This window comes from Streptomyces sp. NPDC058470 (assembly GCF_042721055.1).
In the GTDB taxonomy this organism is placed as follows: Bacteria; Actinomycetota; Actinomycetes; order Streptomycetales; family Streptomycetaceae; genus Streptomyces.
The window spans coordinates 36,833-56,829 of sequence record NZ_JBHXMF010000049.1 but is presented as its reverse complement, the minus strand read 5'-3'; the positions used below and the strand labels follow the sequence as shown (position 1 = coordinate 56,829).

Here is a 19,997-nt window from a genome sequence, read left to right as displayed (position 1 = left end):
GATTCTGCGCGGTTCCCGGGCCGTCCGCCCGGTGTGCGCGGCAGGCATCTCGGGCCTACCGTGGCTCGCATGGCAGAAGCGGTGGAACTGGAAGCAGCCGGGAGGACCGTACGTCTGTCCAGCCCGGGCAAGGTCTTCTTCCCTGAGCGCGGCTTCACGAAGCTGGATCTCGCCCGGTACTACCTCGCCGTCGGCGACGGCATCCTCCGCGCACTGCGCAACCGCCCCACCACCCTGGAGCGGTACCCCGACGGCGTGACCGGCGAGAACTTCTTCCAGAAGCGGGCGCCCAAGAACATGCCCGACTGGATCCCCACCGCCCACATCACCTTCCCCAGCGGCCGCAGCGCCGACGAGATGTGCCCCACCGAACCCGCGGCCGTCCTGTGGGCGGCCCAGTTCGGCACGCTCACCTTCCATCCGTGGCCGGTACGCCGTGACGACGTCGACCATCCCGACGAGCTCCGTATCGACCTCGACCCGCAGCCCGGCACGGACTACGCCGACGCCGTCCGCGCCGCCCACGAACTGCGCGCCGTCCTCGACGAGTTCGGCGGCCTGCGCGGCTTTCCCAAGACCTCCGGCGGCCGGGGCTTGCACGTCTTCGTGCCGATCGAGCCACGCTGGACGTTCACGCAGGTTCGCCGGGCCGCCATCGCCGCCGGGCGCGAACTGGAACGCCGGATGCCCGACGGCGTGACCACGAAGTGGTGGAAGGAGGAGCGCGGTGAGCGGATCTTCGTCGACTACAACCAGACCGCCCGCGACCGGACCATCGCCTCCGCCTATTCCGTACGACCCCGCCCGCACGCCCCGGTCTCCGCGCCGCTGCGCTGGGACGAGGTGGACGACGCCGTGCCCCGCGACTTCGATCTCGCGACCATGCCGGCGCGCTTCGCCGAACTCGGCGACGTGCACGCCGACATGGACGACCACGCCTTCTCGCTGGAAGCGCTGCTGGAACTCGCCAACCGGGACGAGAAGGATCACGGCCTGGGCGACCTGCCGTACCCGCCGGAGTATCCGAAGATGCCGGGCGAGCCCAAGCGGGTGCAGCCGAGCCGGGCCAGGCACGAGGCCGACTGAACGGGGAGGCTCCGGAGCCTCCCCGTACAGAGCGTCGGCTACAACTCCTTGATCCGGATGTCCCGGTACGAGACCACATCCGTCGTGCCGTGTACCTGGAGCCCGACGTAGCCGGAGGCGAAGCGTCGCCCGTCCGTGCCCGGGTCGTCCGAGCGCGGCGGGGTGAAGGCCTGGCCGCCGGTGTTGTCGAACTCGTTGATCAGCACGCCGTTGCGGAACACCGAGTAGTGCTGGTCGACCACCCGGATCTCGTAGTCGTTCCAGGTGCCCTTCTGGGTGACACCCGCACCGGCGAGGCCCACCCGGTCGAAGCCGTAGACCGATCCCGTCTTGTACATGTCGCCGTCGGGCTTGTCGAACACCTGCACCTCGTGCCCGTACTTGATGGCGACCCACTCCGGACGCGACTCCTCCGGGTGGTCATGGACCCACGGGAACCGCACGAATACACCGGAGTTGGCGTTCCCGGTGCCCGGAGCGTCGTCACGCCACTGGAGCTTCAGTGAGAAGTCACCGTACTTGCGCTGCGGGAACCACAGCATGCCAAGGCCCTGGACCGTGCTGCCGCTGGTGATCGACCCGTCGGCGTTGAGACCGAACGAACCGCCGCCCACCTGCGACCACTTGGCGAACGACTCCGGAGAGCCGTCGAAGATCGTGCTGTAGCCGTCGGTCTGACCCGGCTTGCCGATGCCGGACTCCTTGGCCGCCTCGGTGACCGTGTCGTACTCGCGCTGGTCGATGACCCCTTCCTTGAAGAGCTTGTCCAGGACGGTCTTCACGTGCTTGAGGAAGAGGGCGTGGGAGGTCCAGTCCTTCTCGTCCTCGATCAACTCGTTGATACGGCAACGGCTGTTGGTCACCCGGTTCGGAACACCCGAGTCGACCGTGCCGACGATCACCGTCAACCGTTCGTCGTACTCGGGGCAGTTGGGTGCGGGCACGCCACCGCCCGACGCGACCGTGAAGCTCACGGTACGCGCGGCGGACGTGTTGCCCGCCTTGTCGCTGGCCCGGTACGCCACGGTGTGCGCACCGACGCGGTCGACCAACACCGGTGCGGTGTAGGCGAGATAGGGCCCGGCATCGAGTGAGTACTCGATCGCGGCGACTCCCGATCCGCCCTCGTCACTCGCGCTCACGGCCACCTTGGCGCTGTTCACATACGCACCGTTCGAGTTCTTCGTCCCGTCGACGGTCACCCCGGTCACCGGTGGTGTCGTGTCCTCCGTCGGTGGTGCCACCACGGTGAACGCGACGCTCTTCTCGGCGGCCGTGTTGCCCGCCTTGTCGGTGGCGCGGTAGCGCACCTGGTGGGCGCCGAGCGCGTGCACCATCACGGGTGCCGTGTACGGCTGCCAGGCGCCGGAATCCACCGCGTACTCGATGGTGTTGACGCCGGAACCGGTGTCGGAGGCGGAGACAGTGACAGTCGCCATGTCGATATAGGCACCCGCGGGATCGCGCTCACCGCTCACCGTCGCCGAGGTCTCCGGTGGTGTCGTGTCCTCCGTCGGCGGCGCCACCACGGTGAACGCGACGTCCTTCTCGGGCGCCGTGTTGCCCGCCTTGTCGATCGCACGGTAGCGGAGCCGGTGATCACCGACCTGGTCGACCACGACAGGCGTGGTGTACGGCTGCCAGGCACCCGTGTCACCGAGCGCGTACTCGACCCGCTCGACACCGGAGCCCGCGTCCGTCGCACTGACGGTGACCGTCGCCGAACCCACGTACGCGCCCTGCGAGTTCGGCGACCCGGTCACGGAGGCCGAGGTCTCGGGCGCGGTCGTGTCCTCGCCGCCGCCCTCGGTGACCACGAGGATGCCCTGCATCGAGCCATGGCCCGGAATCGTGCAGTGGTAGAAGTACCGGCCGGGCGTGAGCGTGACCTCGGCGGTGTGCAGGCCGCCCTGGTCGTCGAACGGGTTGGCCAGGATGTTGAGTTGGACGTCGTTGTTGAACTCGGGGTCGGAGGTCACGAACGTCAGCGTGTGCGGCATCCCGGTCGTGTTGCCGGTCGCCGCGCTGTTCTCGAAGACGATCGTGGTCGCTCCCGCCACGGCCGTCGTCGGCGTGGAGATGTACTTGGTGATGTCGTCGCCCGCCGTCCAGGTGAGCGTCTGGGCGGCCGCGGTGTTCTGGGGAGCGTCGTCCGTACGCCCGAACGCCGACGTCGACGTCAGCCCGAGCACCATCAGCAGGGACGCCAGCAGGGCCGTCCACAGGCGTTCTGTTCTTCGCCTTCGTCCGCGCATCACTCCGCCTTCCCGGCAAGCTCGGCGGCGGCGGGAGTCGGTCCGCCGCCCGTGTAAGTCACCTTCCACAGCGCCGACTTGGCGTCCGAGGTGAAGAAGCCGCGGCCGTAGTCGAGGACGTACAGCGCGCCGTCCGGCCCGAACTTCCAGTCCATGAGGTTCTTGATGCCGTCGTTGCCGATGGGCACGATCTTCTTCAGGGACTCCGAGTGGACCGGGAGCCCGCCGTCGCCGGCGGTCTTCGGGTCGGTGATCACGGCGTTGCGCGGCTGGTCGGCGTCGTAGAAGTCACCGACGAACCACTTGCCGTCCCAATAGGCGGGCCATTGACCGGAGTTGGTGGCCGCGGCGTCGTACCGGTAGACCGGCCCGTTCATCGCCGCCTGGCCCCCGCCCTTCAGCCACGGCAGCAGATAGGTGGCCTCCTCGTTCTTGTACGAAGGGATGCCGTTGGCGTTGCGCGGGAAGTCCGGGGCGCCGCCCTGGGGTGAGTACCAGATGTTGTTGCCGGTGACTGGCGGGATGTTGACGAGACCGTCGTTGTTCGGGGACTCGTTCTTCGGGTGGTCGCAGTCGTACCAGCCGAGCGGCTGCGTCGGGTCCGGCAGATTGCGGTCGCGGTAGGGCTGCTTGTTGCCCATGCAGTACGGCCAACCCCGGTTGCTCGCCTTGGTGATGACGGCGAAGGTGTCGTACTTGGCCGGGCCCCAGGTGGTCGAGGGCGTGCCTGCGTCGGGGCCGACCCATCCGGCGTACAGGGTGTCGGTGTTCTTGTCGACGGAGATGCGGGCGGGGTTCCTGACGCCCATCACATAGATCTCGCCGCGGGTCTTGCCGCCGCCCTCGGCGGTCTCCTTGCCGGTGAAGAGGTTGCCTTCCGGCAGTGTGTAGGTGCCGTCGGGCTCGGGGTGGATGCGCAGGATCTTGCCGTTGAGGTTGTTGGTGTTGCCGGCGGTGCGGCGGGCGTCCGCGAACGAGACGCCCTTGTAGTTGGGCTGGGGGTTGTTGCCCGAGTAACCGTCGCTGAAGCCACTGGAGTTGTTGTCGCCGGTCGCGATGTAGAGGTTGCCCTTGGAGTCCCAGGCCATTCCGCCGCCCGCGTGGCAGCAACTGTGGATCTGCACCGGCCAGTTGAGGAGCACCTTCTCGCTGCTCAGGTCCAGCTTGTTCGTGACGGGATCGAGCGTGAAGCGGGAGACGCGGCGCTCGGCCATCCGTGTGTCACGGTTGATCCGGGAGTGGGGTGTGTAGTGGAGATACACCCAGCCGTTCCGCGCGAAGTCCGGGTCCAACTCAACACCGAGCAGGCCCTCTTCGACCTTGACCAGTTCGTCGCCGCCGCCCTTGTTGCCGAACACGGTGAGCGCGCCGGCCAGGGTGACCTTCTTGGTCTTCGGGTCGTAGACGTGGATCTCGCCCCTGCCCTTGCCGATGTCCGGGTTGTTCCAGTCGGTGATCACGGGCTGGGAGGAGTCCATGCCGCCGCGGCCGATGTAGAGCACCCGTCCGTCGGGCGCGGTCACCAGACCGTGCGGCTCGCCGATCTGGTCGTTCTGGCCCGGCTGATTGGGCTGGGTCAGGCGTTCCGCCTTGTAGTTGGCGTTGATCGTGGCCTTGCAGTCGGCCTGCGCCAGCCGGGTCGTCCAGAGCAGGGCGCCGCGCAGATGTGCACGGAAGTCCGTCTCGTCGTACGAGGAGACCGTGCCGCCCATGCCGGTGTAGAAGGACCGCCCGCCGTCGTAGTCACGGCACCAGCTCACCGGGTGGTCCGCGCCGTTCCTGCTCGCGCCCGGCTGATACGTCGACTCGCGCACCCGCGCCACGGTGTGCACATCGCCCGACGGGTTCTTCACCCAGTTGAGCCACTGGTCGGGGCGCTTCCACTCGGTGGGCAGGTCCTTGGCGGCGGGATGCTGCCGGTCGCCCACCTCAACGGTCGCCCGCTGTACGGCGGTTGGGCTGGTGCTCGCGGGGCGGGCACCGACGAGTCCGGTGAACCAGTCCGAGTAGGGCTCGGCGCGGACCGCGTCATGGATGCCGACGAAGCCGCCGCCCGCCTCCATGTAGGACTCGAGGCCGGCCTCCTGCTCGGGGTCGAGGACATCCCCGCCGCCCGTCAGGAAGACGATGGCGTTGAAAGTGCCCAGCATCGTCTCGTCGGTGAAGACCGACGGGTCGTCCGTCGCCTCCACCGCGAACCGCTGGGCGGCCGGGCCCGACAGGCCGATCTTCTCGATCGCCTCGATCCCGGCGTTGACGACCGGCGACTCGTCACCGGCCGCGGCGGAGCCGTGGAAGAGCAGCACCCGTACGTTGGCGCCGCCCGGAGGCGACGTGATGGACATCGTTGTCAGGGTCGGATCCGGAGCCGGGCGCGCACTCGCGGACGGCGCGGAAAGCGCTCCGGCGGTGACAGCTCCGGCGGCCAGGGCGGCCGCCCAGGCGCGGCGGTGCCTGCTCCGTCTTCTCGCGCTCAATTCTCGTAAAACGGACGGTGTTTGATGCGATGTGAGCCGCATGTGGTCATCCACTCCTCGCCGGTCACAGACAGCGCATAGGAAGCTAGACCTCTTTTCGCGACTCGCCAATAGGTATGACCGGGATCAAACGAACTTTGTCCTGAGTGTGGATAAACGACGGCGGCGCGGCTACCGTCTCACAGGTTCGTCTCCGTACATTCCGTACCAGGGTGGGGAGTTCGCCATGGACAGACGCGGTTTCAACCGGCGGATGCTGCTGGGCGGGGCGGCGGTCGCGGCCGGTGCGACATCGTTGTCGTCGGCGACTCAGGCGGTGGGCGTCGATGTCCCGGCCAGGACCGCTCCCGCCGGCGGCGAGGTCCGGCACATCAAGCTGTACGCCGAGAAGTTCGCCGACGGGCAGATGGGCTACGGCTTCGAGAAGGGCAAAGCCTCGATTCCCGGACCGCTGATCGAACTCAACGAGGGCGACACACTGCACATCGAGTTCGAGAACACCATGGACGTGGCGGCGAGCCTGCACGTCCACGGCCTCGACTACGAAATCTCCAGCGACGGAACGAAGCTGAACAGGAGCGACGTCGAGCCGGGCGGCACCCGCACCTACACCTGGCGCACCCACGCGCCCGGCCGCCGGGCGGACGGCACCTGGCGGGCGGGCAGCGCCGGTTACTGGCACTACCACGACCACGTCGTCGGCACCGAACACGGCACCGGCGGCATCCGCAAAGGCCTCTACGGCCCGGTGATCGTGCGCCGCAAGGGCGACATCCTCCCCGACAGGACCTTCACCATCGTCTTCAACGACATGCTGATCAACAACAAGCCGGCCCACTCGGGCCCCAACTTCGAGGCCACGGTGGGCGATCGCGTCGAGATCGTGATGATCACCCACGGCGAGTACTACCACACCTTCCACATGCACGGTCACCGCTGGGCCGACAACCGCACGGGGATGCTGACCGGCCCCGACGACCCGAGCCAGGTCATCGACAACAAGATCGTCGGACCCGCCGACTCATTCGGCTTCCAGGTGATCGCGGGGGAGGGGGTCGGGGCCGGGGCGTGGATGTACCACTGCCACGTCCAGAGCCACTCCGACATGGGGATGGTCGGGTTGTTCCTGGTGAAGAAGACGGACGGGACGATTCCGGGGTACGAGCCGCACGAGCACTAGGTCGCGCTGACGCCGGACCGCCCCAGGTCCAGGAACGGATTCTCGCGTGATGTGCGGGTCCCCGGAGGCGGGGGACGGGTCCGTCAGCCCGCATGGGCCTTTCTCCTAGTCATACGGTGGTCATCGATGCGTCCGGCTTCTCGCCGTGACGGGATCGCGTGAACCGAGAGCGCTCTCACCCGGCGGCGGCGCGGCGGCTATTCTGATCCGCAACCGTCGAGGAGGTGCCCAGAGGTGACCGAGACAGCGTCCCGCCCCACGTTGGAGGCCGTGGCCGCGCGGGCCGGGGTCTCCCGGGCCACCGTGTCACGCGTCGTGAACGGGGGCGACGGGGTCCGCGAGCCGCTCGTCGAGCGGGTCAAGCGGGCCGTGGAGGAACTGGGCTACGTCCCCAACCAGGCTGCGCGCAGTCTCGTCACCCGGCGCCATGACGCGGTGGCCGTCGTGATCGCCGAACCGGAGACCAGGGTGTTCGCCGACCCTTTCTTCGGTCTCCAACTCCGCGGCATCAGCAAGGAGTTGACGGCGCACGACTCACAGCTCGTGCTGTTGCTCACGGAAGGCCGTGACGACCATGTGCGGGTCGGCCGCTATCTCGCCGGCGGCCACGTCGACGGCGCGCTCGTTTTCTCGCTGCACCTCGACGACCCGCTGCCCGGTCTGATCCACGGCGCGGGTGTCCCCACCGTCTTCGGCGGGCGCCCCGGCTGGGGCGACGGCCCCCGCAAGGCCGTGTCCGCCGTGTACGTCGACTCCGACAACCGGGGCGGCGCCCGCGAGGCCGTACGTCACCTCGTCGGACTCGGGCGTACCCGCATCGCCCACATCACCGGAGCCCTCGACCAGACGTCCGCGGTCGACCGGCTCGACGGGTTCCGGGACGTCATGGTCGACGGCGATCCGCGGCTCATCGCCGAGGGTGACTTCACTCCCGCGGGCGGCGAGCGCGCGATGCGGGAGCTTCTGGAGCGCCGCCCCGACATCGACGCGGTGTTCGTCGCGAACGATCTGTCGGCCTCCGGTGCGCTGCGCGTCCTGCGCGAGAACGGGCGGCGGGTGCCCGAGGACGTCGCCGTGATCGGCTTCGACGACATGCTGCCGGTCGCCGAGCAGACGGACCCGCCTCTCACGACGGTCCGTCAGGACATAGAGGAGATGGGCCGATTGATGGCACGGCTGCTGCTGCGCGGCCTTGACCGCCGGGGTGGCGAGGAGGGCCTTGGCGGCGCGCCGTCCAGTGTGGTGCTGCCGACGACGCTGGTGCGGCGGGCCTCGGCGTAGGACGCGGCGGTTCTGCGGGGACCGGTGAGCGGTGAAGGAGACCCACGGTGGCATGGGGGCCGGGACGGTCTTCTCGAACCTCGGTTTGACGACGTAGGCGTGGACGAAAGTGAAGGTGAAAGCGGCCGTCTCCGCCTCGATCACGGTGGCACCTCCGGCGCGCACCCCGGACATCCGGGAAGATCTGGTCGCGACTCCCGCAGCGGTTGTCAGTGGGCGGTGCAAGACTCGGCGGTGCAGGCAATGTGACGCCTCAAAGGAGGGCATCATGCTCACCACCCGTTTTGTCACCGGCGCTCCGAACTGGATCGATCTCGGCACACCCGACATCGACGGCGCCACCTCCTTCTACGGAGGCCTCTTCGGCTGGCAGTTCCAGTCCGCGGGGCCCGACTCCGGCGGCTACGGCTTCTTCCAGCTCGCCGGAAAGACCGCCGCGGGCGGCATGCAGACCACTCCCGAGCAGGGCCCGCCCTCCTGGACCGTGTACTTCCAGACCCCCGACGCGGAGTCCACGGCCAAGGCGGCCGAGCACGCCAAGGGCTCCGTGCTGATGCAGCCCATGGACGTGATGGACGAGGGCCGTATGGCGATCCTCGGCGACGAGGCCGGGGTGCCCTTCGGTATCTGGCAGCCGGGCCGCCTCAAGGGTATCGACGTGGCCGGCGACCCCGGCTCGCTGACCTGGGTCGAGCTCTACACCCGGGACATCCCCGCGGCTGCCGCGTTCTATTACACCGTGTTCGGCTGGGAGACCTCGGCCACGCCGTTCCCGGGCGGCACGTACACCTGTATCAACCCGGCGGGTGCCCAGGTGGAGGACATGTTCGGCGGTGTCGTCGCACTGGCCGACGACCCGATCGAGGCCGGGTCGGGCGCGTACTGGCTGCCGTACTTCGAGGTCAGCGACACCGACGCCACGGTCAGCAAGGCCCAGGTGCTGGGCGGCAAGGTCCGGATGCCGGCCACGGACGTGGCGGGCGTGGGCCGCATCGCCAAGCTCGCCGACCCGTACGGGGCACGCTTCGCGGTGATCAAGAGCGTGCCGCAGCAGAGCTGACGGCTGTCCCCAGGGCTTGGGGGCGGGCGGGCAGGCGCGATCGCCTGGAACAACCCGGCGATCGTGCCGCGCGCCGCCGTGCGGGCCGTGTGCCGACGGGCCATCATCACGGAGGTCATGGCGCCGGACGGGGACCCGATGGCGCCGGATTGACACGGCGTTGATCGGCCATTGATCGAACGTTTTTCATCAGGCGGCACGATCTTCGCCATGCACACCGACACCGACACGGACCCCGACACCTCGTCCGACATGGGCTGGCAGGACCAGGCGCTGTGCGCGCAGACCGGGGCCGAGTTCTTCTTTCCCGAGCCGGGCAGCTCGGTCCGGGAGGCGAAGCGCATCTGCGGTATGTGTGCGATGCGCTCCGCCTGCCTCGACTACGCACTCAACAACGACGAGCGCTTCGGAGTCTGGGGCGGCCTCTCCGAGAAGGAACGGCTCAGCCTCCGGCGTATGGACCGGGAGTGACCCGCCTGCCGCCTCAACTCCGCGACGGCTCAGGCGAGTTCGCACGGCCGACCCGAGCGGGCTGCTGAGGCGGCAGCTCACACTGGCCGGGCCTGCCCTCCACGGGAAGGCCTTGGCGGGGCGGGGCGTACTCCGTCGCCCGTGAACGCGGCACCCCGTGGGCCGCTGTACCGCTCACCGATTCTTTCCTGCCCGCTGACAGCACTGCGCCGCCACCTGGTGGCCGGCGTGTACGACGCGGCGTCGGACCAGGTGACGGCATACGAGCGAGGCAACTCCACAGGTCCCCGGAACTCGTCCGGAGGGCCGGGCGTCAGCCGGCGGCGCGGGCCGCCATGCGGGCCTTGCGGGCCGCGAGCTTCTCGTCGAACTTGGAGGCCTCCGCGTCGAGGCCGCCCATGTAGAGGCCGAGCTGCTCCTGGGCCTGCAGGCCGAGCGGGTCGAGGCCGTCGATGTCGAGGACCTTGAGGTGGCGCAGTACCGGCTGGAGCACGTCGTCGTGGTGGATGCGCATGTTGTAGACCTCGCCGATGGCCATCTGCGCGGCGGCACGCTCGAAGCCGGGCATGCCGTGGCCGGGCATCCGGAAGTTGACGACGACGTCACGCACGGCCTGCATGGTCAGGTCGGGGGCGAGCTCGAACGCGGCCTTCAGCAGGTTCCGGTAGAAGACCATGTGCAGGTTCTCGTCGGTCGCGATGCGGGCCAGCATGCGGTCGCAGACCGGGTCGCCCGACTGGTGGCCGGTGTTGCGGTGCGAGACACGGGTCGCCAGCTCCTGGAAGGCGACGTACGCGACGGAGTGCAGCATCGAGTGACGGTTGTCCGACTCGAAGCCCTCACTCATGTGCATCATGCGGAACGCTTCGAGCTGGTCGGGGTCGACGGCGCGCGAGGCGAGGAGGTAGTCGCGCATCACGATGCCGTGCCGGCCCTCCTCCGCGGTCCAGCGGTGCACCCAGGTGCCCCAGGCGCCGTCACGGCCGAAGAGCGAGGCGATCTCGTGGTGGTAGCTGGGGAGGTTGTCCTCGGTCAGCAGGTTGACGACGAGCGCGATGCGGCCGAGCTCGGTGACCTTGGACTGCTCCTTGCCCCAGGCCTCGCCGTCCTCGAAGAGGCCGGGGAAGTTGCGGGCGTCGCTCCACGGCACGTACTCGTGGGGCATCCAGTCCTTCGCCACTTTCAGGTGGCGGTTGAGCTCCGTCTCGACCACTTCCTCCAGCGCGAAAAGCAGCCGAGCGTCGGTCCAGTCGGAGGACGGGCTTGCGAGGTGGGGAGAGGTGATCGTCACAGGTGCTCCAGGGGGACGGGGCGGGAACGCGAATACTGAGGGGGGCGCAAGCGGGGACGCGAGCGAGGATGCAACCTACGGCATCGTAGGCTACGTATCCGTAGGTTACGAAACCGTAGGTTAAGCGCGGTGTAAAGACCCCCTGATCAGCAGGGGTGTCCCGGGTGGATCCAGTGCCTTCGGCAGTTGTCCGAACCCGCTCCGGAGGCCCAGGTCCCGGGGCCGAACGGGTGCCGTGATCACCCATTCAGACGTACAGCTCCCGAAGTCGGACCGAGAGGCATGTCACACAGCCTTCGAGCTTCTCGAACTCGCTGATGTCCACGAGGACGGGCTCATGGCCGAGGTCCGCGAACAGCTCGGCCGTCTTCGGGGCGCTCGACGCCATCAGCAGTCTTCCGCCGCCGAGCAGGACGACGTGCGAGCCGGACTCCTCCGGCACGGGTAGGAAGCGCGGGAACAGCGACGGCGTGTCCACGTCCGGGAGATGGCCGATCACCGTCCCGTCCGGCAGCGCCGTGACCGCGGACTTCAGGTGCAGGACCTTGCTCAGGGGTACGGCGACGACCTGCGCCCCGAGCGGTTCGAACGCCGCCCGCACCTGCTCGACCCCGGCCGCGTTGGTGCGCGCGCTCCGCCCCACGTACATCATGTCGCCGATTTTCAGAATGTCACCGCCGTCCATGGTGCCCGGTTCCCAGACCCAGTTCACCGAGCAGCCCAGGCGCGCCACGGCCTCCTCGACCCCGGCGGTCTCGCCGCGCCGGGACTCGGCGCCGGGGCGGGCGATCAGCGCGACATTGCGGAAGACGACCACGGTGTCCTCGACGAACACCGAGTCCGGGCAGTCGTCCGCCGGATCCACCTCGACGGTCTCCCAGCCGTGCGTACGCAGTGCCTCCGCGTACGCCTCCCACTGCTCGACCGCCAGGTCGACATCCACCGTCTGGCGCTCGACGTGGGTCACCAGCCCCTCGGCGAGGCGGGGGCTGGGCCGACGTATGAGAGCTTTCTGGCTGGGCACGTGCGGGTCTCCGAATCGGCAGGGGGCGTCGGCGCACATCATGCAGCGCCGATCCGCGCCGACAACAGCCCCCAGAGCCCGCGCGAGGCAGTCCGGGGGCCGCGCGAGGCGGTCCCTCCGATCGAAACTATGCGATTCGCCCTGCCTGGCGCTAGGAGGGATACCCGACAGCTTCCCGACCGATTTCTTTCAGTTCTCCTCCTTCCAAGAGCAATGTGCGCGTGATTCCGAGCGATTCCAGGAACGGCATGTCGTGGCTGGCGACGATCAGCGCTCCCTCGTACGACTCCAGCGCGGACGTGAGCTGCCGGACGCTCGCCATGTCGAGGTTGTTCGTCGGCTCGTCGAGCATCAGGAGCTGCGGCGCGGGCTCGGCCAGCATCAGCGCGGCGAGCGCCGCGCGGAAGCGTTCGCCGCCGGAGAGCGTTGCCGCGAGCTGGTCGGCCTTCGCCCCCTTGAACAGGAAGCGGGCCAGCCGCGCCCGGATCCGGTTGTTGGTGGCGGCGGGTGCGAAGCGTGCCACGTTCTCGACGACGCTCAGTTCGTCGTCGAGGATGTCGAGCCGCTGTGGCAGGAAGCGCGTCGGCACATGGGCCTGCACCTCACCGGACACGGCGTCCAGCTCCCCGGAGATCGTGCGCAGCAGCGTCGTCTTACCCGCGCCGTTGCGCCCGATCAGCGCGATCCGCTCGGGCCCGCGCAGGTCGAAGCCGCCGTCCACGCGCGCGCCGTACTTCAACTCCAGGTCCAGGAGGGTGAGTACGTTACGGCCCGGCGGTACCGCCGTGTACGGCAGGTCGATGCGGATCTCGTCGTCGTCCCGTACGGCGTCCACCGCGTCGTCGAGGCGTTCCTTGGCGTCGGCGAGCTTCTCCTCGTGCAGGATGCGGTACTTGCCGGCGGACACCTGCGCCGTGCGTTTGCGCATCCGCATGACAGCCCTCGGTTCGCGCTTCTGGTCGAACATCTTCTGCCCGTACCGCTTGCGTCGGGCCAAAGTGACCTGGGCGTCGACCAGTTCGCGCTTCTGCTTCTTCATGTCGGACTCGGCGACGCGCACCATGCGCTCAGCCGCCTCCTGCTCGACGGCGAGCGCCTCCTCGTACGCGGAGAAGTTGCCGCCGTACCAGGCGACCTCTCCCGAGCGCAGATCGGCGATCTGGTCGACCAGGTCGAGGAGTTCACGGTCGTGGCTGACCACGACCATGACGCCGCACCAGGCCCCGACGGCCGCGTAGAGCCGTCGGCGGGCGTACAGGTCGAGGTTGTTGGTCGGCTCGTCCAGCAGGAGTACGTCGGGGCGGCGCAGCAGGAGCGCGGCCAGACGCAGCAGCACCGACTCGCCGCCCGAGACCTCGCCGACGGTGCGGTCCAGGTCGATGTGGCCGAGCCCGAGTTCGCCGAGTGTCGCGAGCGTTCGCTCCTCGACGTCCCAGTCGTCTCCTACGACGTCGAAGTGCTCCTCGGTCGCGTCCCCGGCCTCGATGGCGTGCAGCGCGGCGCGGGTGGCGGCGACGCCGAGCGCTTCGTCGACACGCAGGCCGGTGTCGAGCGTGACGCTCTGCGGCAGGTAGCCGACCTCGCCCGCCACACGGACGGTGCCGTCGGCCGGCGTGAGTTCTCCGGCGATCAGCTTCAACAGGGTCGATTTTCCGGACCCGTTGACGCCGACGAGCCCGGTCCTGCCGGGTCCGAAGGCGACCTGGAGGTCGTCGAAGACGGCGGTGCCGTCCGGCCAGGCGAAGGAGAGGGAGGTGCAGGTGATGGAGGTGGGGAAGGTAGACAAAATGGCCTCGCGGTTTGCCGGGTGCGGTCGGGGGCACGTGTGGGGGACACCGCGAGATGGCGACGATCAAGGTACGAGGCAGATCAGGTCCGAGGACGGATCCGGTTCCGAAGGCGGATCCGATTCCGAGGGCAGCGAAAAGGCCCTGTACCGGAGGGACGGCTCGTACGCCGAGGTCGCACGCTGCGCACACGGACGCCAGAAAGTACTGGCTGTGTGTGACGCGGTGTCTCCGACCTCAGACGAGCAACGTCCTTCTCCATTCGACGGCAACAGGACCGCTTCACACCGTAGGAGCGGGCCTGACCCATGTCAAAGGAATTAGCGTGGCCCTCAGACGACGCAAAGGAGACCCCGTGCCCGACGGCTCGCTCTCGCTGCCCGCCCGGCTCTACCTGCTCTCCTGGGACACCACGAGGCTCAAGGTCACCGGCGCGACCCATCTCCACCACCTGGTGCGCGCCGGAGCACTCACGGAACTCGCGCAGCGCGGACTGCTCGCGGACGTGGAGGGCATCGCGACCCCTGTCGACCCCGACGCCCATACGGGGGACCTGGTCCTGGACGGGCTCCTGGAGCTTGTCGAGGAGTCCCGGCCGCGGAAGTGGAAGGCCTGGGTGACGCTGCGGGCCCGCGTCACCCTGGACGCCGTACGCGCGCAGCTTGCGGCCGACGGATACCTGAGGGCGGAGAAGAAGCGGGTGCTCGGGCTGTTCCCGTCCGTGGAGTACGAGCTGGAGCGGCTGGCCGCCGTGGACGCACTGCGTGAGGACGCGCGGCGGGTGCTGCTCGGGCCCGTGCCCGTCGCCGACGTATCCGACCGCGACGCGGCTCTCGTCGCCCTCGCGGCCGCGGCCGAACTGCGTACGCTCCTGCCGGGCAAGGACCGCAAACTCCACAAGGACCGCATCGAGGAGTTGACCGACCGCGGCGGCGCGGCGGCTCCGGCTCTGAAGAAGGTCATCCAGGAGGTACGTACCGCGGTCATCGTGGCGGTGACCACCGGGGCGGCGACGGGGGCGGCCGCGGGCGGCTGAGGGGCGCGGGGAAGACGGAGGGGGCCGCGGAACGGGCCCGCGCTCAACGTGAGGGCGGGACACCAGGGGCGCAGTCCATCGCGTGGAGGAGCCCGTACCGGCGCGGGATGGGCATCGCGCAGGTCGCGCACGCCGCGGTCTCTCGCGCCGCGCGGGAGCCGCAGGGCACGGGAACCCACGACCGGGCGGCCGAAGGCGCGACCACGCCGAGTTCAACGCGCTGAAGAGTGGTGGTCGCCGAGGAGGGGCGGGGAGCCGCTCAGCAGGGGCCGCGCATGAGCTCCGCGAGGTCGTGGTCCAGGTCCACCTGGAGGTGCTCAAGCCCGGTGGGCACGAGCTCCGTCGTCCGCGACAGGAAGCTCCGCACCTCACCCGAGCGCACATGCACCACCGCGGTGCCCTCGGGGGCGTGGAACTCCAGAACGGTGCGGTCGTAACCGTACGGCCGCACTCGTACGTCCCCATGGCCCACCTCGTCCTCCAGCCCGGACACGAGCAGCTCGCGGGCGAAGGTCCAGCACACCTCCACGCCTTCGAGCGTGGCGGGGGCGGGGAAGGTCATGCGGACGGCGAAGGGATCGCTTCGGTCGTAGTGGAGGGTTGCGGGAATACTCGGCATCCTCGGCGCGGCGGCGACGAGGCGGGCCTCTACGGGCTGCTCGATGACGATGGACAACGCCTTGCTCCCTTGTGACAGCTGAACGAACTCGGGTCGGATGAGGCCGGTCAATAGAAGAGACGAAGGAACAGGCCAATCCGTGCACATGAAACCTGAGTGACCTGTGTCACCGCTTTCATTCGCTGTGGTGATCCTCTTTCTCGTCCTGCTGTTCCCCGGACAACCGAGAGGACACTCGGTGGGGGTCCCGGGGTTCCCGGAAGAGGCCATCTGGACGCCACTGGGGGAGTGGGCTAGCTTCGCCCGCCATGAGGGGCTTGGGAAAGACGCGACGCACGAGACGTACGAGCCGGATGGTCACCGTGGGGCTGTGCGCGGGAGCGCTCGCCGCCGCGCTGACAGCACCCGCACAGGCGCAGGGGGCGGCACAGGCGCAAGGGACGGCACAGGTGGCGGCCAGGGCGCCCCATTGGGAGCTGAAGGACAGCGGCACGGACGTACGCTTCCGCGGACTGTCGGCCGTCAGCAGGAACACCGCCTGGGTGGCCGGTTCCGGCGGCACCGTGCTGCGTACCGGCGACGGCGGCGCGAGCTGGCGGAACGTCTCGCCACCCGGCGCCCAGGACCTGCAGTTCCGCGACATCGAGGCCTTCGACGCCAGGCGTGCCGTGGTCCTGGCCATCGGTGAGGGCGAGGCCTCCCGCGTGTTCAGGACCGAGGACGGCGGCGCGACCTGGACCGAGTCGTTCCGCAACACCGACGCCAGGGCTTTCTACGACTGCATCACCTTCTTCGACAGTAGCCACGGCCTGGCGATGAGCGACCCGGTGGACGGCAGGTTCCGCATCCTGTCCACCGGAGACGGCGGCCGCTCCTGGACGGTACTGCCCGACGAGGGCATGCCCGCGGCCCTGGCCGGCGAGGCGGGCTTCGCGGCGGGCGGGCAGTGTCTGGTGAGCTCGGGGCCGCGTGACGTGTGGCTGGCCACCGGTGGGGGCGCACGCGCGCGTGTGCTGCACTCCGCCGACCGGGGCCTGACCTGGACGGCCACCGACACACCCATACCGGCGGGCGACTCGGCACGCGGTGTCTTCGCCCTCGCCTTCCGGGACCGTATCCACGGCCTCGCGGTCGGCGGTGACTACAACCCCGACCAGCCCTCCCCGAAGGCGGCGGCGGTCACCCCTGACGGCGGCCGCACCTGGACGCCTGCGGCACAGCCGCCGCCCGCGTACCGCTCCGGCGTCACCTGGTTCCCGCACAGCCGTACGTCCGCGCTCGCGGTGGGGCCGACCGGCACCGACCTGACGACCGACGGCGGCCGCACCTGGCACACGCTGGACACCGGCTCGTACGACACCGTGGACTGCGCCCCCGACCTCGGTTGCTGGGCGTCCGGCGAGAAGGGCCGGGTGGCACGCCTGGAGCGTTGACCTGTGCGGTGTCCGTCGGGAAGCGGGGTACCCGTGTCACGAACGGAAGTGACACGGAACTGCCTCGAAGCCCGAAAGCGAGTGATCAGAGATGCCACGCGGTTCGAGCCCCAAGCGGGAACGCCAGTACGAACACATCAAGGAGAGCGCCCGCGACCGGGGCGACAGCGAGAAGCGCGCAGAGGAGATCGCCGCCCGGACCGTCAACAAGGAACGCGCCCGCGTCGGCGAGTCGAAGACCGCGAGCCGGACCTCTGTCGAGGACATGTCGTCCGCCAAGCGCGGCGGTCAGCGCTCGCACAAGGGCGCCCAGGGGCCCACGTACGACCAGCTGTACGAGGAGGCCAGGCGGCGCGGCGTCCACGGCCGCTCGGACATGAACAAGCAGCAACTGCGCCGCGCGCTGGGCGACAAGGACTGACGGCGGTCGAACCGGACGTGTCGACGCCTGCCCGGTCGGGTCGTTTCCAGGAGGACTGACGGCGGCCCGACCGGACGTACCCACCCCCGGCCTGCCGACCCGCTCGCTCGTCGTACGCTCGTGCCCACCATGACGACCGTGAGGATCCCCGCGGGCTGGCCCGCCACCGAAGAGCAAGCACGCGCCGTGCAGGACGAGTTGCGGGGGCGGGTGGTCCTCGGAGACGCGGGACCGCCACCCGGCACGGGCCGGGTGACAGGCGTCGACGTGGCGTACGACGACGCGCGGGACGTCGTCGTGGCCGCGGCCGTCGTGCTCGACGCGGCGACGCTGGACGTCGTCGCCGAGGCCACCGCCGTCGGCCAGGTCTCCTTCCCGTACGTTCCCGGGCTCCTCGCCTTCCGCGAGATCCCGACCGTCCTGGCCGCACTCGACGCCCTGCCCTGCGCACCGGGTCTGGTCGTCTGCGACGGCTACGGCCTGGCCCATCCGCGCCGCTTCGGGCTCGCCAGCCACCTCGGCGTGCTGACCGGGCTGCCCACGATCGGCGTCGCCAAGAACCCCTTCACCTTCGGTTACGAGGAGCCCGGCGCCCGGCGCGGCAGCGCGTCCCCGCTTGTCACGGGCCGGGACGAGGTGGGCCGTGCGCTGCGCACCCAGGACGGCGTGAAGCCGGTGTTCGTGTCCGTCGGCCACCGGGTGAGCCTTGACAACGCGTGCGCGCACACGCTCGTGCTCACTCCGAAGTACCGCCTCCCGGAGTCCACTCGACGCGCGGACTCCCTCTGCAGGCGGGCGCTCCAGGAGGCAACTCCCTGAGAGCTGCCCCACGATGACTGAGTACGTCTTCTGAGTACGAGTACGGATGTGGGCGCACCGTCGTGATCGGCAGGCTGTGCAGCATGACGACGCACCGCGCCCCGAAGGCCGAAGCCACGCCCACCCAGCCCGTCGAGCGTGCCGTGATGGCCGCGCTGTTCCTCGCCGTGATCGCCGGAGTCGCCTGGATAGGCGGGATGGTCTACACGGTCACCGGGTGGACGTTCTGAGTCCCTGGAAGGTCCGCTAAAGGGCGGCCGCCACCCGGAACGTGATCCCCGCCCCACGGAGCCGCGCCGTCAGTGCGTCCCCCATCGCCACCGCCGTCGTGACCTGCCCAGCCGTCTCCGGCAGCTCGTCGAAGGCCAGCGACAACGCGGACTCCGCGAACATCTTGGCGGTCTCGCCGTAGCCGGGGTCGCCACCCGCGACCTCCGTGAAGACGCGGCGCCCGCCGCCCTCGCCCACGAACCGCACCGAGAACCAGCTCTTCGCGCGCACCGCCGCGCTCGGTCCCTCCCCGGGCTTGAACCGGTCGGACAGCCAGCGGCGGGCGGGCGGCAGCTGGGCTGCCGCGAAAAGCGCACCCGTCGCGGCGACGCCGCCCAGTGCGATGGGCAGCCGTTCGACGGCCGCGTAGTGGCGGTAGCGGAAGTCGGGCCCGTACCGCTCCAGGGCCCGTGCGGACCGCCGCACCACCTGAGGGTCGATCGTGGGGAGCGGGAGGGCCCACGCACCGATCTCCTTGGCGAACCGCGGAGCGCTCTGGGGTGCCTCCGCCCGCCGTCCCACCAGCCGAGGCTCGTGCCGCCCGCGGTCGCGGGCCGCGGCCCGCAGCTGTCGTCCGCGCGAGAACTGGCCGAGCGCCGAGGCGAACGTGCCGCCCGAGAACATCGCCTGGGCGCGCACGAACCCGTCCACCCGCAACGGAACGCCCTCCGGAAGCTGTTGCACGGTGAAGTACACGCCCAGGTCGTGCGGAATCGAGTCGAAACCGCAGGCGTGCACGAGCCGCGCGCCGGTCTCCCGCGCGCGCGTGTCGTGCCGGACGTACGTCAGGTCGACGAACTCGGGCTCACCGGAGAGGTCTACGTAGTCCGTACCGGCGTCGGCGCAGGCGGCCACCAGTTCCTCGCCGTAGGTGACGTACGGTCCGACCGTCGTGGCGACCACGCGCGCGTGGCGGGCGAGTTCACGCAGCGACTCCGGATCGGACACGTCCGCGCGAAGGACGTCCGGGGCGTCGGGGACTCCTGAAGCACCGGGCGCATCGGAGGCACCGGGCGCGTCGTGTACCTCGGCAGTGCCGGCCAGCCGCTCCCGCAGCCGGTCCAGTTTCTCCTGGCTCCGCCCCGCGATCGCCCACCGCAGCCCCTTGGGCGCGTGCGAGGCGAGGTACTCCGCGGTGAGTTCCCCGACGAACCCCGTGGCTCCGAAGAGCACGATGTCGTACGCGCGATCCGCGCGATCCGTCCCGTTCGGCCTGCTCATGACACTCCTGCTCCTGAACCGCGCAGCCGTGCGCGAAGCGCCGTTGTCGGTGGCTGAGGCTAGCGTGAGGTACGAGCAGCCGGACAACGAGGTCGGACGAAGAGGTCGGAGGTGGCCGTGGCCGTGCCGAAGGACGCCCTGAAAAAGTGGGAGAAGGCGCGCCGGTCCTCCCATGTGCTGCCCGGCGCCACCGAGGAGTTCCCCGGCCCGCCGAGAAGTCCCGCTCGCCCGTCGACGCCCCGGAATTTAACTAAGCGCTTGCTCGT

General features: G+C 69.6%; 17 protein-coding genes. 10 read left to right on the top strand and 7 right to left on the bottom strand.

The genetic code is table 11. The features are described from left to right. Positions 1-69 precede the first annotated feature (69 nt). Entirely contained in the window at positions 70-1,086 is a 1,017-nt protein-coding gene (gene ligD / locus ACFWP7_RS30725) for a non-homologous end-joining DNA ligase (protein WP_384387889.1), read from the top strand. Between the two features lie 38 nt (positions 1,087-1,124). Here the strand turns inward: ligD and ACFWP7_RS30720 are convergent, their stop codons facing one another. Next, a complete protein-coding gene (locus tag ACFWP7_RS30720; protein ID WP_384387886.1) occupies positions 1,125-3,341 on the bottom strand; it encodes an OmpL47-type beta-barrel domain-containing protein in 2,217 nt (738 codons plus the stop codon). Further along, positions 3,341-5,860 (bottom strand): ThuA domain-containing protein, encoded by a 2,520-nt coding sequence (locus tag ACFWP7_RS30715; protein ID WP_384387883.1) that lies wholly within the window; start codon positions 5,858-5,860, stop codon positions 3,341-3,343. Before ACFWP7_RS30715 ends, ACFWP7_RS30720 begins: the two co-directional genes overlap by 1 nt. Positions 5,861-6,044: 184 nt before the next feature. On the opposite strand from ACFWP7_RS30715, the gene ACFWP7_RS30710 reads away from it, so the two are divergent. From ACFWP7_RS30710 to ACFWP7_RS30695, 4 genes are all read left to right on the top strand, one after another. After that, positions 6,045-6,998, top strand: coding sequence for a multicopper oxidase domain-containing protein (locus tag ACFWP7_RS30710; protein WP_384387880.1), 954 nt, complete (start codon positions 6,045-6,047; stop codon positions 6,996-6,998). A gap of 234 nt (positions 6,999-7,232) precedes the next feature. Further along, positions 7,233-8,279, top strand: a complete 1,047-nt coding sequence (locus ACFWP7_RS30705) for a LacI family DNA-binding transcriptional regulator (protein ID WP_384387877.1) — start codon at positions 7,233-7,235, stop codon at positions 8,277-8,279. A 268-nt stretch (positions 8,280-8,547) separates the two neighbouring features. Then, positions 8,548-9,339, top strand: a complete 792-nt coding sequence (locus tag ACFWP7_RS30700) for a VOC family protein (protein ID WP_384387874.1) — start codon at positions 8,548-8,550, stop codon at positions 9,337-9,339. A gap of 210 nt (positions 9,340-9,549) precedes the next feature. Next, a complete protein-coding gene (locus ACFWP7_RS30695) occupies positions 9,550-9,810 on the top strand; it encodes a WhiB family transcriptional regulator (protein WP_384387871.1) in 261 nt (86 codons plus the stop codon). A gap of 313 nt (positions 9,811-10,123) precedes the next feature. Here ACFWP7_RS30695 and ACFWP7_RS30690 read toward each other — a convergent pair whose 3' ends face one another. The 3 genes from ACFWP7_RS30690 to ACFWP7_RS30680 all read right to left on the bottom strand — a co-directional run bounded on the left by ACFWP7_RS30690 (position 10,124) and on the right by ACFWP7_RS30680 (position 13,911). Next, positions 10,124-11,101, bottom strand: coding sequence for an acyl-ACP desaturase (locus ACFWP7_RS30690; protein WP_384387868.1), 978 nt, complete (start codon positions 11,099-11,101; stop codon positions 10,124-10,126). Between the two features lie 247 nt (positions 11,102-11,348). Then, the gene (gene ddaH / locus ACFWP7_RS30685) at positions 11,349-12,125 is read right to left on the bottom strand and encodes a dimethylargininase (RefSeq protein WP_384387866.1); all 777 of its coding nucleotides are present in this window, start codon (positions 12,123-12,125) and stop codon (positions 11,349-11,351) included. Positions 12,126-12,276: 151 nt separating this feature from the next. Continuing rightward, complete coding sequence (locus ACFWP7_RS30680; protein ID WP_384387863.1) at positions 12,277-13,911, bottom strand: ABC-F family ATP-binding cassette domain-containing protein; 1,635 nt, start codon at positions 13,909-13,911, stop codon at positions 12,277-12,279. Positions 13,912-14,267: 356 nt separating this feature from the next. Here ACFWP7_RS30680 and ACFWP7_RS30675 point away from each other — a divergent pair, with 356 nt between their 5' ends. Further along, positions 14,268-14,948: a GPP34 family phosphoprotein gene (locus ACFWP7_RS30675; protein WP_384387861.1), complete on the top strand. Its 681-nt coding sequence runs from the start codon at positions 14,268-14,270 to the stop codon at positions 14,946-14,948. Between the two features lie 259 nt (positions 14,949-15,207). Here the strand turns inward: ACFWP7_RS30675 and ACFWP7_RS30670 are convergent, their stop codons facing one another. Beyond that, on the bottom strand, positions 15,208-15,624 hold the full coding sequence (locus tag ACFWP7_RS30670) for an SsgA family sporulation/cell division regulator (RefSeq protein WP_384387858.1): 417 nt from the start codon (positions 15,622-15,624) through the stop codon (positions 15,208-15,210). 251 nt (positions 15,625-15,875) lie between these two features. Between ACFWP7_RS30670 and ACFWP7_RS30665 the strand changes: the two genes are divergently transcribed. The 4 genes from ACFWP7_RS30665 to mmpA all read left to right on the top strand — a co-directional run bounded on the left by ACFWP7_RS30665 (position 15,876) and on the right by mmpA (position 18,470). Further along, the gene (locus ACFWP7_RS30665; RefSeq protein ID WP_384387855.1) at positions 15,876-17,000 is read left to right on the top strand and encodes a WD40/YVTN/BNR-like repeat-containing protein; all 1,125 of its coding nucleotides are present in this window, start codon (positions 15,876-15,878) and stop codon (positions 16,998-17,000) included. 91 nt (positions 17,001-17,091) lie between these two features. Next, complete coding sequence (locus ACFWP7_RS30660; protein ID WP_384387852.1) at positions 17,092-17,421, top strand: plasmid stabilization protein; 330 nt, start codon at positions 17,092-17,094, stop codon at positions 17,419-17,421. A 129-nt stretch (positions 17,422-17,550) separates the two neighbouring features. Then, positions 17,551-18,240 carry an endonuclease V gene (locus tag ACFWP7_RS30655; RefSeq protein WP_384387850.1) on the top strand — a complete coding sequence of 230 codons (690 nt, stop codon included), beginning with the start codon at positions 17,551-17,553 and terminating at the stop codon, positions 18,238-18,240. A gap of 83 nt (positions 18,241-18,323) precedes the next feature. Beyond that, positions 18,324-18,470 (top strand): morphogenic membrane protein MmpA, encoded by a 147-nt coding sequence (mmpA, locus tag ACFWP7_RS30650; protein ID WP_384387847.1) that lies wholly within the window; start codon positions 18,324-18,326, stop codon positions 18,468-18,470. A 16-nt stretch (positions 18,471-18,486) separates the two neighbouring features. Here mmpA and ACFWP7_RS30645 read toward each other — a convergent pair whose 3' ends face one another. Further along, positions 18,487-19,731 (bottom strand): saccharopine dehydrogenase family protein, encoded by a 1,245-nt coding sequence (locus tag ACFWP7_RS30645; RefSeq protein WP_384387845.1) that lies wholly within the window; start codon positions 19,729-19,731, stop codon positions 18,487-18,489. Between the last annotated feature and the right edge of the window lie 266 nt (positions 19,732-19,997).

Excerpts from the sequence above, each read along its gene's own strand:
- ligD (WP_384387889.1), top strand. The coding sequence starts at position 70 with ATGGCAGAAGCGGTGGAACTGGAAGCAGCCGGGAGGACCGTACGTCTG.
- ACFWP7_RS30720 (WP_384387886.1), bottom strand. The coding sequence starts at position 3,341 with ATGCGCGGACGAAGGCGAAGAACAGAACGCCTGTGGACGGCCCTGCTG.
- ACFWP7_RS30715 (WP_384387883.1), bottom strand. The coding sequence starts at position 5,860 with ATGCGGCTCACATCGCATCAAACACCGTCCGTTTTACGAGAATTGAGC.
- ACFWP7_RS30710 (WP_384387880.1), top strand. The coding sequence starts at position 6,045 with ATGGACAGACGCGGTTTCAACCGGCGGATGCTGCTGGGCGGGGCGGCG.
- ACFWP7_RS30700 (WP_384387874.1), top strand. The coding sequence starts at position 8,548 with ATGCTCACCACCCGTTTTGTCACCGGCGCTCCGAACTGGATCGATCTC.
- ACFWP7_RS30695 (WP_384387871.1), top strand. The coding sequence starts at position 9,550 with ATGCACACCGACACCGACACGGACCCCGACACCTCGTCCGACATGGGC.
- ACFWP7_RS30665 (WP_384387855.1), top strand. The coding sequence starts at position 15,876 with ATGAGGGGCTTGGGAAAGACGCGACGCACGAGACGTACGAGCCGGATG.
- ACFWP7_RS30660 (WP_384387852.1), top strand. The coding sequence starts at position 17,092 with ATGCCACGCGGTTCGAGCCCCAAGCGGGAACGCCAGTACGAACACATC.
- ACFWP7_RS30655 (WP_384387850.1), top strand. The coding sequence starts at position 17,551 with ATGACGACCGTGAGGATCCCCGCGGGCTGGCCCGCCACCGAAGAGCAA.
- mmpA (WP_384387847.1), top strand. The coding sequence starts at position 18,324 with ATGACGACGCACCGCGCCCCGAAGGCCGAAGCCACGCCCACCCAGCCC.
- ACFWP7_RS30645 (WP_384387845.1), bottom strand. The coding sequence starts at position 19,731 with ATGAGCAGGCCGAACGGGACGGATCGCGCGGATCGCGCGTACGACATC.